Origin of the sequence: Microvirga sp. 17 mud 1-3 (genome assembly GCF_003151255.1) — a bacterium.
Lineage (GTDB): Bacteria > Pseudomonadota > Alphaproteobacteria > Rhizobiales > Beijerinckiaceae > Microvirga.
Genome location: NZ_CP029481.1, coordinates 185,015 through 199,254 on the forward strand (window position 1 = coordinate 185,015; position 14,240 = coordinate 199,254).

Sequence of the window (14,240 nt, forward strand, 5' to 3'; positions counted from 1 at the left end):
AGCACTCATCCATAGATTTCAAGAAAGCTCCCCAGTTTGGGGGATGCCACGTCAGGCAAATACTCCGATGGTATGTGCGTCCGGGCACTTTCAGACCTGATCAATTGCCTACCGTTTGGTTGACTTGACATCGCTTGCGCATCCGGGAGGCGAACTATGAGGGAGTCTAGAGGCACCGTACAAGCAAGCGATGAGGCCGTGATAGGCCATGTAAAGGTGATACTGAGAGGACTCGTGGAAAGGTTGAGGGGCCGTAGGCAAGTGGGAACTGAAACAGAGGCTGGTGAGGAGTCGGAGTCTTGACGGGATCCTCTAAAGCGGAATCTCACGCTTGTTGAAACATGTGCTCGAAGGGTACAAGGCTCTTTAAGTAAATCGTGGACACGAGGAACGACAGCCGAGGGACCTTCACTAGAAGGGTGTCCTTTGAAGCGCTTGTTCCTCTTCATGTTCTCAGCAGTAAGTTAGAACTATCTGCTATTCCGTGTCCCAAGCAGACCGCTTTGGAGGCATGCAAACTTAAGGATGGCTTCTCTGTGACTTGCCTCATCCCAATCTCCATTCAGATCTACCTTGACCGTCTCCGGTACGCCTGTACAGAAGCATAGAAGACCGTGAACTGGATGAGGGGCGGATGAGCAGGAGATTGGGCTTTTGTGCTGCTGCTATTATGATGCTCTCATTGAACATACCGCCATTGGTCGCCGCTGAGAGTCATGGATTCACGGTAGACCTATCGTTGTCACCCAAGGCAGCGACTAAGCTCTCGGCGCTCTCGGAGGGCATCGTTGTCGCGGCCTTCTTTTCCGGCCTTCCGACTCCTGCAGCCCGCAGAAAGGCAGACGGGGAGGGACATATCTTCCTCGGCAACGAGGAGATCACAGTCGAAAGCACCGAACGGCTTGTCCAAGTGACAGGAAAAGCCATTCCGCGCAGTCGCCTTGACTGGGTGAGAAATCGCAGGGTCGAGGTTCTTGTCAACGTCTACTCGGCGCGCCGCAAGGGGCCGGATAATCTCCTTGATTGTAGCATTTTTGAGGGCTACGTGGCCGCTGCCGCTCAGGCACCGGTCAAGATAGCCTGCAAGCTTATAGGAGAGGAATGAAGAGGGAGCGTGCCCGGCAGCTTTGTCTTCGTCCGGCGTTTAGTCAATTTGGGATGTGTTCGCGAGCGTACTGCTCTTCGATAACTCCAGGTCGCCGAAAGCTAATGATAGGAGTTGTTCTTACTCGATCATATCAAATGCGACGCGATAAACTATACGCACTCACCACCACATTCGCTCACAGTCTACAGGACAGACGCGGTGGTTCTCGGGCGCTGGCCCAGAAGCAGGACAGTAAATTTGTCTCCAGCTATTTTAAGATCCCGTCCCTCGAAGGGTGGGATCAAGTTGGTCTCGGATCCAGTCACCTAAAATCGAGATCGACATCGTCGTCAGGAAGATTACCATTCCAGGGAGAACCGCAATCCACCATGCGGTTGTCAGATAGGCTCTGCCAGCTCCGAGCATTTGCCCGAGACTCGTCAGTGGAGGTCTGATCCCGAGACCGAGGAAGCTAAGTGATGTCTCAAGCAGAATGACCTGCGGAAAGTTCAGCGTGAATTGTACCACAAGCACGCTCAGGATGTTGGGGAGGATATGCCTTGTATAAACATAAAGGGGAGGGGCGCCCAGGGCGATCATGGCTGTCGCATAGCCCTGCTCTTTGGCAGAAATGACAACGCCGCGCGTCAGACGAGCAAAAACCTCCCAGCCATAGAAGCCCATGATGAGGATGAACAGCACAAAGCTGCCGCCGAATGCAGCAATCAATGCAAGCGCAATCAGCATGAAGGGGAGCGATGCCTGGACGTCAGCCAGCATCATGATAAGTTCTTCAACGAAGCCGCGGAAATGGGCCGCTAGAAAGCCGAGAATGGTTCCGATCAAAGCCCCGATAGTTGTTCCGCCGAGTGCGACGAGAATGCTGAAGCGAATAGCATAAAGCAGACGGCTCAGGATATCGCGCCCAAGCTCATCCGTGCCGAGAAGGTGCGCGTTGGTTCCTCCAAGGAATACTGGTGACATCAATCTTTGGCGTAGCGATTGTGTCCGGTAATCGTAGGGCGCGATTACGTCGGCCAGGCAAAAGACCACGAAGATCGCCAGAAGGAAGGCCATCGTCAGCACAACGATAATCGGGTAGCGCTTTTCGGCCTTGACCGGATGACCGATTGTCTTTTTGCGCCATAGCAAAGCAGAAGACATAGTCATCGTCCTCCCTGAGGAGCGGTCCGCATGCGGGGATCAATCAGCGTGTAGATAAAATCGACGGCGAAGTTCGTTAGGACCATCGTCACGGCTACCATAATGAGGATGGCTTGCACGACTGCGAAATCACGCGACGTTATGGCGCCTACGAGCAAACGCCCAACGCCCGGCCATCCAAATACCGTTTCGACAATGATAGAGCCTGCAACGAGATCGCCTAACTTCAGCCCAACGATGGTAATGATCGGAATCGCAGCGTTCGGCAATGCATGCCAGAAAACGCGCCGGAAATGAGGGGCACCCTTCGCGCGCGCAGCAATCATATATTGCTTGTTTAATACCTCCAGCATTGTGGAGCGAACGAACCGCGCGAAGATTCCGGCAAAATGAGTCCCGAGAGTGATGGCAGGTAGAATAATATGCCACGCGGAGTCGGCTCCCGCACTTGGAAGGACACGCCAGTGGAGTGCAAAGAGCAGGATTAGGAGAATGCCGAGGAAGAAATTTGGCAGGCTGAAACCTAGCACTGCAAAGCCCATGATAAATCGGTCGAGCGAGCTATTCCGATTGAGGGCCGCGACAATTCCGAAAATGAGACCGACGATTAGCCCACCAATGAAAGACACCAAGCCCAGGCGCAAGGTATAAGGTAGCGCAGCAGCAACAAGTTCGATCGCGGGCTTCTGATCAGACAATGAGAGACCGAAATCTCCACGAATAATATTGCCAAGATAGGAGATATATTGCTCCCAGAGGGGGCGATCGAGACCGAATTTCTGCCGGTAATGCGCGATCACCGCTGGGGAGGCTTGGTCGCCGACCAACGCCTCAATCGGATCGCCTGACATGTTCAGCGCAATGAAAGTAAAGGTCACGATCAGCCAGATTGTCAGAACGCCACGGATGGCTTTTGTGGTCAGTAATCTCCCACTCATGTTGAGGCTCCGCCTGCAAGGTCCATAGGGGCCGCGGAGGTCGTCCCCAGTCCGGAGCAGTTTTGGATCAGCAGCATGGGATCATTCAGCAAGATCCCGCTGGGTCGCCGGTACAGGATGCGCCGGATACTGTCCGGCGACGAGTCTCCAACCAGGAATGGCGTACCTCTGCCACCGGTCGTTACCCAGATTGTCCTATGGCTTTCGACAAGAGGCGCAGCGGCCCCGTCGACGAGATCACACTCCCAGACTCTGAACGCTCTGGCGCCAGCCTCCGCAAATTCCTTTGCCATTGCATAATCGGGGAGGAAGGCGAGCAGGGAGAGATCCGGCTCGGTCGCCTTCGCTCTTTGTAGTTGCGCGACGCTTCGCGCGCCGATCCAGACATGTTTCACGGCATTCAAGGACCTGACCTCTCGGACGACGGCATCGATAAGATCGAGATCGTCCGTTTTGATGTCGATGAGGACAGGTCTCTCGTGCGCGATCTGCCTGACAGCTTGCCTGAGTGTTGTGAGCCGCTCGCCGCCAGGAAGTTCTACTGCCGACAGATCCGAGCTCGTGAGATCGGCAATTGCCCTCGGATCGCCAATCAGGCGCTGGAGAGTGGCATCATGGCAGGACCACACTTGGCCATCCTTCGAGAGACGTGCGTCGCTTTCGACGATATCTGCTCCGGCGGCAACTGCAGCGCGATACGCGGTTAAGGTGTTCTCAATGTACCGCGCAGAGAACCCGCGATGAGCAATGACGAGAGGCCTCTTCATAACGTGGTCTCGATTTCTTCGGCGTAATGGCACCTTGCCATGTGCGCACCATCGTGCCGGACCGGCCGAAGTGCAGGCCTCTCGTGCCTGCATCTTTCGCGAGCGAAGGGGCAGCGGGTGTGGAAATGACACCCGGCGGGAGGGTCCGCGGGACTCGGTGGATCACCCTGAAGTACGATGCGCCGAGGCGCGGCCCGTTGGGATGCCCTGGCAATATCGGGGATCGCTGATAAAAGTGCCTTCGTATAGGGGTGAAGCGGCCGCTCGTAGAGCTCATCCGTGAGCCCCTCTTCCACGATTTGCCCGAGATACATCACTGCCACGCGGTGACAGAGCATTTTGACGACCCGCAGATCATGCGAGATGAACAGGTAAGAAACACCCAGTTTGGCCTGGAGAGATTCCAGGAGTGAGATGATCTTAGCTTGGACCGAAACATCCAGAGCAGAGACGGGCTCGTCGCAGACGACGAGATTTGGTTTCAGGGTCAGTGCCCGGGCGATGACGACACGCTGCGCCTGTCCGCCGCTAATCTGATGAGGAAACCGCTCTCCGAGCGACAGTGGCAAGGAAACCGCTTCCATCAGTTGAGAAACGATCTCCTCCCGCTCCGGGAGGGTGCCAATTTTATGAAGGTCGAGAGGCTCACGGATCTGGCGCCGGACCGGCATGCGAGGATCGAGGGCCGATTGCGGATTCTGAAAAATGATCTGCAGTTCGCGACGCTTGGCGCGCCAGAGTTTGGGCGTAAGGCCTGCAAGATCCTGTCCGCGGAACAGGATATGCCCAGATGTCGGTGTATCAAGGCCGACGATCATCCGCCCGGTTGTTGTCTTCCCGCATCCGCTTTCACCGACGAGGCCAAGCGTTTCTCCCGGTCGAATCGAGAACGAGACGTCTTCAACCGCACGAATTGCATTCTTGCCGGATGAAGCGTGTTGAACTCCGAAATAGCGCTTAAGTCCCTCGACTTTTAGCAAAGGACCAGAGGAGGGGAGCATGGTCAATGAAGCTCCCGGTAAATTGGCGCCTTTCGATTGAGATGCGGCATAGCGGCAAGCAGTTCCCTGGTATAGGCCCCCCGCGGGCGCTCGAAGATCGATAACGCAGGCCCGGACTCGACGACCTGTCCATGTCTCATGACGACTACGTCATCCGCCATTTCTGCAACGACTCCCAGATCATGAGTAACCAGGAGGAGTCCCATTCCAAGTTCGGTCTTCAGCCGATTCAGGAGATCGAGAATCTGGGCCTGGATTGTGACGTCAAGTGCAGTTGTCGGCTCGTCGGCAATCAGGAGTATGGGTGAACAGGCAAGGGCCATTGCGATCATGACTCGCTGGGCCATGCCGCCCGAGAACTGATGCACGTACGAAGCAAGTCGCTGCTCAGGGTCTGGGATTCCGACCATGCGCAGCAGCTCGACCGCTCTAGATTGCCGGCTTGCCTCGTCGAGATGCGTGTGAAGCTTGAGGGCTTCACGAATCTGGCTCCCGACCGGATGCACCGGATTCAGTGATCCAAGGGGATCCTGAAAAACCATGCCGATCCCCTTGCCGCGTATCCGTTCGAGCTCTGGTTCTGACATGGCACACAGGTCTTGGCCCTCAAAGAGAATGCGGCCGCCGGTCTGGCGGCCGTTTCGCGCCAGCAATCCAAGAATGGCTTGGCATGTGACACTTTTTCCGCTTCCGCTCTCGCCGACGATGCACAAAGTCTCCCCGCGCTCGACCGAGAAGCTTACGTCGTGGACCATTGTCTCGAAGCCGGCATCGGTTCGAAAACCGATGCTCAAGCCTTCGACGGACAGGATAGGTGCCATTCACTTCTTCCCGACCGATAGGTTTGACGGGCGAAAGTCCATATAATACTGGGCGTAAGGCTCCCAATGGACGGTCTTTTTCATCGCGTATCCGGTGACAGGATTGTAGAGCATCGTCATAGGCATGTCGTCCTCAAACAAATCCTGCATTCTTGCATAGATTGTCCGCCGCTTGGCCGGATCGCTCTCTGTATAAAGAGCCTTGCTGAGTTCGTTGAACTCAGGATTTGCCGTGTAGAGTTTATGGGAGTTCTGAGCATCGGACTCAGGCCCCCACAGGACGAGGAGAGATCCGGTCGGGTCGGGAATGCGATAGGTATTGGACCAGGGGAAGATCTGGACCCCCTTGGCACGAACGTCCTTGAAGCTCTCGACGAAATCGATCCGCATATTGACACCGAGATCACGCCACATCTCCTGTATGATCTGTGCGGCCTCAACGTTGTAGAGGTAGTAATTCGGGATGATCCGGTAGGAGATTTCCTGGCCTTTGTAGCTGCTTTCCTTCAGCAGCTTCCTCGCGCGCTCGGGGTCGTAGGCATAACCCTTACGGTCCTTGTCATAGAGGGGGCCAAAGCTCGGTAGCTGATAGCCATTCGGCGTGAATGTCTGCCCCTTCCAAAGGGCGTCGATCAATGCCTTGCGGTCGATAGCGAGGCTAAGAGCGTGTCGAAGTTTCTTATCGGATAGGATGGGGTCGTTGGTATTAAAGGCCACGACATGGCTGTTTTCCAACGGAACTGTCTTAAGTGTCAGGTCTGAGTAGCTCTTGAGGCTCTCCCACTGATCTGGCGGGATTTCGACTGCGATGTCAAAATCGCCTGCGACGAGACCGGCAATGCGCGCGGCAACTTCCGGCACCGACTTGAACGTGACCTCTTTCGCAGCGGGCTTTCCTTCATAATAGGCATCAAACGCCACGAGCCGAATACGATCATTCTTCTGGTAGTCGGCAAACTTGTATGGACCCGTTCCGACTGGGTTCCATCGGAGAGCCGCTTCGGCCTCCTCCATCCACTTCTTATGATCGACACCGTCCTTCCGGAACCTATTCCAGGCTTCATTACAGATCACGAAAGACATGTAACTCGAGAGACGATGCTCCAGGACGGCATCGTGCTCGGCCGTGGTGAAGCGCACGGTATGGTCATCGACCTTATCGACGCTCGTCAGGCTGCTGAAATAGACTTTTCCATCGGGATAATAAGCATCGGCTCCCCAAAGGCGCTCGGGCGAGAATGTCGCCATCACGTCATCCGCGTTAAAGGGACTGCCGTCATGGCAGGTGACCCCCTGGCGGAGCTTGACTTCAAAGGTCGTCGGGGTTGTCCACGTCCATTTTTCGGCAAGACCGGGCACGAGTTTCGCACCGCCTTCAGGAGTTGGATGCGCAAAGTCTCGGCGGATCAGGGTGTCGAAAATCGAGTAATAGATACGAACGTCGACGTTCCCAGTATTGGCGCCTGGATCGAGAGTTCTTGCCAATTGGTTCACGGCGACTGTCAAGCTGGGGCGGTCATCGGCATGAGCCGCAATCGAGAGCATTGCGGTGCCAAGCACCGTAAGGCTGGCACGAAGGACATACTTCTTCATTGACATGGCTTCCTCCTCCTGGCCGCCTTCTCGAAGCGGCACTCTTGATCAGCGCTTGCGTCTGACGTTTCTGGTTCCTTCGAATGTGCAACGCAGGTGTTCGAGCTTGGCGAGCGCTTCAAGAGAATGCCCCCTGTCCGCTGTCGAAAGCTCGAGAATGAGCGTATTGCAGATCGCCATTGGTACGGTCAGTGAATGAAACTCGCCCACTTCCCCGCGGCGCACGGTCATCGTGATACCTGCGCGGGGTGCCGCAACGCGATCGGTGAGAAGAATGGTTCGGGCCTTTGCCTCAGACGCAATCCTAAAGGCTCGTTCGATGCCCGTGCTCCGGTGGCGGAAGATCATCCCAAATAGGAGATCTTCCGACGTCAGGCTAATCAGCTCATCGGCCGCTTCCCAGTCCAGGTGCGGAACGGCTACGGCACGATATCCCGAGCGCTTAAGGCGCCGGACAAAGATCTCTGCAAGGCTGCTTGCATGACTTTCTCCCATCACGACAATGCGCCTGGCCTCGCGGAGCCATTCCGTCGACGCATCTATCGTGGGCTGGTCAACCTGCGTGACCAACCCGCTGAGAGCCTGAATCTCGCCTTCGACAACGGACTGGAGCAGCGTCTGGCCGACGGCTCTGTCGACGCGCTTTCGTATTCTTCTGGATGCATCGAGATCCGATAAAACGGCGTTGCGTAACTCGTCACGCATGTGCCGGTACGACTTGAACCCAAGCTTTCGGGCAAGGCGCCCGGCAGTGGACGGGTGTACCCCCGCCCGTTCCGCAATTTCGTGCGCCGCGAGAAAGCTGCCCTCGGTCTTATCCGTCAGAAGAACGTCGACCAACCGGCGGTCGGAGGCCGTTAGGTCCGCCTGGCGCTCAGCGATGATGTCCTCGATCAGCATGAGTCCATCCGAAATTCAGGGTCACTGCAAGTTAACTTGCAATTTATGAAAACTGCAAGACAATTTGCCAGCTCTATTATTCTTCGCTCAGGAGAGCCGAAAGTGTCCAAATCGACCCAGATCGCTGCCCATCGTGGAGGCGCGCAACTTTGGCCTGAGAACAGCCGCGTTGCTTTTCGCAATGCAGCAAAGATGGATGTCGACTTCATAGAGTTTGACGTTCATCGGACGCGGGATGGTGTCCTGACGGTCCACCACGATGCCGTGTTGGGGCGGACCTGCGAAGGGGAGGGCGCTATTGCGGATATGGAATGGAGCAGCCTAAGGCATAGGCGGCTCCATGATACCGACGGAGAGACAATCCCGACCTTACCGGAGGTGCTCGACATTCTCGCGCGCGGCCGTCCTGGATTGCGTCTCGAGGTCAAATATAAAAAGGATAGGAGCCGCTATCTGGGTATTGAGAGCGAGGTCCTTTCCATGCTCGGCGAGCGCGGCGTACGCCACCGCACGACGATAACGGCCTTCGACCTCGAGGTTCTTCGGACTATCGCAAGGCTTTCTTCTGACAGTCCGACAATCCACTTGATCCGGAGCGATGAGTACTATGCCGGTGGCCGTGAGATTCGCGAATGCGCCAGGAAGGCGAAGGACGCCGGGACCGGGGAAATCGCGCTCCGCATAGAGGATATTCGAGAAGGGGATGCCGAGCAGTGCAGGGCGGTTGGCGTGGCCTTAGGAGCCTATGCCGCGAATGACCTTCCCGCGATTGAAAAGGCATTCGAGCTTGGGGTTTCGGTATTTACGACGGACAGACCTGATCTCGCAATTTTGGTCCGTCACGGACGATATTGCTAAGGGCAGCACAAGAGATACTGCGGTGAATTCGATATGGCAAGCTGACCAATAGTGCGACAGAATTTTTGATTTTCAAGTGCTGCTGATCCGTCGGGGCACCGACGAATTGACAGGGCTTGACGCCTTAGGCAACTCCTCCTGGAACTGTAACTAAACCGGATGGCGCTGCCCGGCGAGGCTTCTTGAACCAATCCTGCTCGGCGGGAGACCAAGCTTGCCCTAGGCTCAAGACTTGTTAATTGAGGTAGAAGGCGGCGACAGCCGCGAGGCAGGTAGCCGAGAACAAGGTGTGAGCGCAGCGGTCATAGCGGGTGGCAATCCGGCGCCAGTCCTTGAGCTTGGCGGACATGTTCTCGACCTTGTACCGTTGCCGATACAGAGCTCTGTCGGAGGCTATCGGCACCTTGCGGTTCCTGGTCGACGGAATGCATGGTGTGATGTCCTTCTTGACAAGAGCCTCCCGGAGCCAGTTGCTGTCATAACCCTGATCTGCAATCAGCGTAGAGCCCGACGGCAGCATGCTGAGCACGAGCCGAGCGCCCCTGTGGTCGCTCATCTGGCCCTCCGACAGCAAGATAATCCGCTTGCCGGCGCCATCGCAGACAGCGTGGAGCTCAGCTCACCTTTGTGTGCCCGATACGCCGGGGAACATCCCCTTTTTGAGCAGGCTTGCCGCGGCCCGGTGCGCCTTCAACTGGGTGGCGTCGATCATGATCCGCTCCGGCTTTGGACCTTCACCGGCCAGGGCCGCGAAGATCCGGTCGAACACGCCCAACCTGCTCCAGCGCGAACCTGTTGCAGAGTGTCTTGTGCGGCCTGTACTCCTTCGGCGCGTCCTTCCGCTGCAGGCCGTTGCGGATCACGTAGACGATCCCACTGACCACCCGTCGGTCATCGACCCGTGGGACCCTATGAGCCAACGGGAAGTACGGGGAGATCCGCGCCAACGGGCGCTCGCTGGGCAGAAACAGATCGCTCTCATCGCTGCCTCCATTACGGAGGCACTGAATCACTCCTCAGGCCTAACTAATAGATCTTGACCCTAGGCGATGGTCCTCGCGACGCCTGGTAGGTTCGCACGCATGTTTGAGGTTAAAGCGCCCCTCGATCCCCTGAGCCTTCAATTTGAGCGCCCGATCTTCGCCGCATATGGTTTAGAAAGGTCGATTGTTGCTAGCGTACCCTCTTGCGAGGCTGAGAAATCCTAGGCGGCTGCCCAGCCTCGCAATGCAGCTTCGCATCGCGCGAAGCATTTTTGTCACCTAAGCTAGGTCAACAAAGCCACAGGACGTCACATAGGTATCACGACGAGGATTTCATCTCGCCAGTCAGCCAGTACTTCACGCGTGTCGGATGCTCGCTAATATAGTTCTCGATCGCCTTGTCGACAGTCGACTCATTCGCATCAGACATTGCGGCTTCAAGCTCGCTAAGCGGAAGGTGCATGCGCATCAGAAATTGAGCTACCTCCGGATACTCGCCCTGGAAGCCCTGGCGCGCAATCGCATAAACGCGCTCAACACCGCCAAGGGTCTGCTTGGGATCATTGAGGTAACGCAGTTCATATTTGCCGAACATCCAATGCGGGCTCCATCCCGTCACGACAATCCATTCTTTTCGGCGGATTGCACGATCAAGGGCCGATACCATAGCAGCATCACTGGCTGTCGTCAGATCATACCCGCTCAGATCGTAAGTCTTAAGCGCTTCCTTCGACAGGCGGGTAAGGCCCGCACCGGGATCGATTCCCTGAATCTTGCCGTTGAGTTTCTCTTTCACCTCTGGCTTGGCGAGATCAGAGATGGACGCCACCTGGTCCTCTGGAACATAGTTTGGGACCACCCAGCCGAGTTTGGCGTCCGTATAAAGGACCCCTAGAGTCACGGCCTTGTCACCCACACGCTTCCAGTAGTCCTTATGTGTCTCAGGGAGCCAAGCCATCATCATGGCATCAATATCTCCCTTTGCGACACCTTGATACTGCGGTGCAATATCAGTCTGGAGAAGTTCAACCTTTTGAGAATAGTTGTCTTCAATGAGCTTCTTAGCAAGCTTAGTGACGAATTCTGCATCGGCCCAGGCAGTCCAACCGATTTTGACCGGCTTCTTCTCCTCTGCCTGCAGCGTGCCTGCAAGGCCTGTAGTCAGGGCCGCCGCAAGGGCGATCCGGGCGAAGGTCTTGAGCATGAAGTTCTCCTTTCGGCTCTTAAGCTTTGTGAGCAACGGATCGGTCGCAGGGGCCGCCGCTCATCATCATGCGCCTGTCTTGATAGGTGCTGTCTCTAATTGCGCGGCATCCTGCCTCGCTCTGATGCGCCCAGGTGCAAAGACCGCGATCTTCAGAGACGCAGGTCGCGATAGGCTTTGCGTCAGCCGGTCAAGAATGACCGCCAAGATCACGACAGCGAGACCCCCTTCAAAGCCGAGACCTACATCGAGACGCTGAATTCCAGTCAGCACCGTGTTGCCTAAGCCACCCGCGCCGATCATCGACGCGATGACCACCATCGAGAGGCCGAGCATGATCGTCTGATTCACGCCCGCCATGATGGAGGGCAATGCCAAGGGGAACTGTACTTTGAGCAAAAGCTGCCGATCAGTACAGCCGAATGCGAGCCCAGCTTCGACAAACTCTCGATTCACCTGGCTCAGCCCCAGGGCCGTGAGGCGCACGACCGGCGGCATGGAGAAGATGACCGTAGCAATAATCCCCGGCACAGCTCCAAGACCAAAGAACATCGCTGCTGGAATGAGGTAAACGAATGCCGGCATTGTCTGCATCAGATCGAGCAGGGGGCGTATTCCGGCCCCTGTTATGGAACTACGAGCCATGAGAATACCGAGAGGGATTCCGATCATGATCGCTATTGCCGTAGCGGCGACGACGAGAGAGAGCGTCTCGATTGTTTCCTTCCACAGTCCCATTCCGACAATGAGCAGAAGCGCCGCTCCGCAGAGGACGGCGAACTTCCAGCCGATCCGCCATAAAGCGAAAAGTGCGATGATGCTAATGAAGGCCCATGGCGGAAGCCAGGAGAGACCGTTCTTGATACCGCCTGCAAAGTAGCCGATGACATCAGCGATAACATCGAGCATTGGAGAGAAATTATCGAGCGTATACTCGACAGCGGCGCTGGCAGCAGCACCGATACTGAAATCGTATTCCATCGGTTGTCCTTCGTGCGCTGATAATGCTCAGGCGGCACGATCGAGCGTCATAAGGAGGGACGACTTGGAGATAGTGCCGACATAGCGGCCGTCCGGATCCACCACCGGCACGGGCCACCGGCTTCCGGCGACGCATCCCATGACTTGTGCTACCGACGCACTAGCCTCAATTGGTACTATGTCAGGCAAGAAGGCCTGTCGGTACGGGTCTTGCCCGCCAGCGCGAACCGCATCATTGAGAGATTCCGCACTCACCATACCTTGGTATCGCTTGTCCCGAGCGACGACGATGGCCACGTCCCGATCATGTGCCCGCATGCGTTCGAGGGCAGCATTGACGCTAAGCCCTGCGCGATCAATTAGGGTGATCTGGCTGTGGCGCGCGATGTCACCAGCACGGAAGACTTGAGCCACATCCACATTACGAAAGAAGGAGCGGACATAGTCATTCGCTGGACTTATAACGATCTCCTCAGGGGTTCCCACCTGCACGACAACACCATCTTGCATGATAGCGATCCGATCGCCGATCCGCATGGCCTCGTCGAGATCGTGGCTGACGAAAATGATCGTGCGACTGTTCTCTGCCTGAAGGCGGAGAAGTTCGTCCTGCATTTCGGCTCGGATCAAAGGATCAAGAGCCGAGAACGCCTCGTCCATCAGAAGAATTGTCGGCTCGTTGGCCAGCGCACGGGCAAGGCCAACCCGTTGTTTCATGCCACCGGAGAGCTCATCTGGATAACTAGCCGCGTAGCGTGCAAGCCCAACGGTTTCAAGTGCATGGAGTGCCTTTCGATTGCGCTCCGTTTCATGAACTCCCGCAATCTCCAATCCGAATGCAGCATTGGTGAGAACTGTGCGATTGGGCAAAAGTGCAAAATTCTGGAACACCATGCTCATGTCGCGGCGTCGCAGCTCGATCAGGTCGGGCTTGGACATGCTTGTCACAGTCTGGCCATCCACCAGAATGGAACCCAGTGTCGGCTCAATTAGCCGATTGAGCAGGCGCAGCAGTGTGGATTTGCCGGAGCCTGAGAGCCCCATAACTACAAAAATCTCACCTTCCTGGACGCTGAAGCTCGCATTGTTGACACCAATGGTGCAGCGAGTTTCCGTCTGGACGGCGTCTTTGCTCTGTCCGGCCTGGATCATCTTGATGGCTCGCGAAGCATCCGAGCCAAAGACCTTGAACACGTTACGAAGGACGATTTTATCAGCCGGCTGGTTAGCAGCTTTGCCACTGCATACATTGTCGCCGTTTTGAATCATCGATACTCCAATATCCCCTTTCACGAAGATTAGGGGCGACCTCCACTGTGTATTTTATATCAGCAGAATGATTGATGGGCTGGATGCAGTAATATTAGTGCATCTTGGCAAGATACAGATGCTCACATCCGATGAAAGAGCCAACGGATGTCTCATCCGCTGCGGCGCTTCGTCTATCCCATCGTGATCAGTATGCCAACCCCTCGGCATGAGATAGCTATATTTTCTGTTGATAGGAGGCGGGCATGTGCCGATCTGCTGTGTGATGAAGAATTCATCTATGCAACAGGCCTAGGAGTGCACGAGATTGACGATGATCTGACTGCCGCGCAGCAGATACTATCTTCGTGATAACCTCTATCGCTGTGGTCTTTCGACTCAATATAGGTTCGTATTAGCTGACGATTTGGCGCAGATCCGATTAGCAGGATCGAGTGATCGGCAATGGTTCTAGCTCCTGGATAGAGGATTCCGATCTCGTCTGAGAAATCCGTTGTTGCGAGCCTCTTTCCCAACGCACAGTCACTCTTTCAGAATAGGCTGCTGCAAGCATAACGATATACTTTTCACGCATTCCAAATTCTTGAAATATTGCTCTTAAACGGCGCGGGGCTTGGCTGGCTACCCTGAGCGCGCGCAGGGCGCTTTGGTCACCTTGATTTTGGTCCAGTCAA

The 14,240-nt window shown here is 55.9% G+C and carries 12 protein-coding genes and 1 pseudogene; 2 read left to right on the plus strand and 11 right to left on the minus strand.

Annotated features, from left to right (window positions below; translation table 11 throughout):
• Nucleotides 1-634: 634 nt before the first annotated feature.
• A complete protein-coding gene (locus tag C4E04_RS00900; protein ID WP_162559224.1) occupies nt 635-1,105 on the plus strand; it encodes a hypothetical protein in 471 nt (156 codons plus the stop codon).
• A 255-nt stretch (nt 1,106-1,360) separates the two neighbouring features.
• Here the strand turns inward: C4E04_RS00900 and C4E04_RS00905 are convergent, their stop codons facing one another.
• From C4E04_RS00905 to C4E04_RS00935, 7 genes are read right to left on the minus strand one after another with little or no spacing between them, the layout of a single operon-like run.
• The gene (locus C4E04_RS00905) at nt 1,361-2,251 is read right to left on the minus strand and encodes an ABC transporter permease (protein ID WP_109594076.1); all 891 of its coding nucleotides are present in this window, start codon (nt 2,249-2,251) and stop codon (nt 1,361-1,363) included.
• Nucleotides 2,252-2,253: 2 nt separating this feature from the next.
• The gene (locus C4E04_RS00910; protein ID WP_109594078.1) at nt 2,254-3,189 is read right to left on the minus strand and encodes an ABC transporter permease; all 936 of its coding nucleotides are present in this window, start codon (nt 3,187-3,189) and stop codon (nt 2,254-2,256) included.
• Nucleotides 3,186-3,956 carry a glycerophosphodiester phosphodiesterase family protein gene (locus C4E04_RS00915; protein WP_162559225.1) on the minus strand — a complete coding sequence of 257 codons (771 nt, stop codon included), beginning with the start codon at nt 3,954-3,956 and terminating at the stop codon, nt 3,186-3,188. The genes C4E04_RS00910 and C4E04_RS00915 overlap by 4 nt, the downstream gene beginning before the upstream one ends.
• Entirely contained in the window at nt 3,953-4,957 is a 1,005-nt protein-coding gene (locus C4E04_RS00920; protein ID WP_109594082.1) for an ABC transporter ATP-binding protein, read from the minus strand. The genes C4E04_RS00915 and C4E04_RS00920 overlap by 4 nt, the downstream gene beginning before the upstream one ends.
• 2 nt (nt 4,958-4,959) lie before the next feature.
• Nucleotides 4,960-5,778: an ABC transporter ATP-binding protein gene (locus C4E04_RS00925; protein WP_109594084.1), complete on the minus strand. Its 819-nt coding sequence runs from the start codon at nt 5,776-5,778 to the stop codon at nt 4,960-4,962.
• Complete coding sequence (locus tag C4E04_RS00930; protein ID WP_109594086.1) at nt 5,779-7,377, minus strand: ABC transporter substrate-binding protein; 1,599 nt, start codon at nt 7,375-7,377, stop codon at nt 5,779-5,781.
• A 42-nt stretch (nt 7,378-7,419) separates the two neighbouring features.
• A complete protein-coding gene (locus C4E04_RS00935; RefSeq protein WP_109594088.1) occupies nt 7,420-8,271 on the minus strand; it encodes a MurR/RpiR family transcriptional regulator in 852 nt (283 codons plus the stop codon).
• A gap of 102 nt (nt 8,272-8,373) precedes the next feature.
• On the opposite strand from C4E04_RS00935, the gene C4E04_RS00940 reads away from it, so the two are divergent.
• Nucleotides 8,374-9,129, plus strand: a complete 756-nt coding sequence (locus tag C4E04_RS00940) for a glycerophosphodiester phosphodiesterase family protein (RefSeq protein WP_162559226.1) — start codon at nt 8,374-8,376, stop codon at nt 9,127-9,129.
• A 235-nt stretch (nt 9,130-9,364) separates the two neighbouring features.
• Here C4E04_RS00940 and C4E04_RS00945 read toward each other — a convergent pair.
• From C4E04_RS00945 to proV, 4 genes and pseudogenes are all read right to left on the minus strand, one after another.
• Nucleotides 9,365-10,139: pseudogene (locus C4E04_RS00945) on the minus strand (IS5 family transposase).
• Between the two features lie 292 nt (nt 10,140-10,431).
• A complete protein-coding gene (locus C4E04_RS00950; RefSeq protein WP_109594093.1) occupies nt 10,432-11,316 on the minus strand; it encodes a glycine betaine ABC transporter substrate-binding protein in 885 nt (294 codons plus the stop codon).
• Nucleotides 11,317-11,382: 66 nt separating this feature from the next.
• Nucleotides 11,383-12,297 carry a proline/glycine betaine ABC transporter permease gene (locus C4E04_RS00955; RefSeq protein WP_109594095.1) on the minus strand — a complete coding sequence of 305 codons (915 nt, stop codon included), beginning with the start codon at nt 12,295-12,297 and terminating at the stop codon, nt 11,383-11,385.
• A 27-nt stretch (nt 12,298-12,324) separates the two neighbouring features.
• Nucleotides 12,325-13,566 carry a glycine betaine/L-proline ABC transporter ATP-binding protein ProV gene (proV, locus tag C4E04_RS00960; protein WP_109594098.1) on the minus strand — a complete coding sequence of 414 codons (1,242 nt, stop codon included), beginning with the start codon at nt 13,564-13,566 and terminating at the stop codon, nt 12,325-12,327.
• Nucleotides 13,567-14,240: the final 674 nt, after the last annotated feature.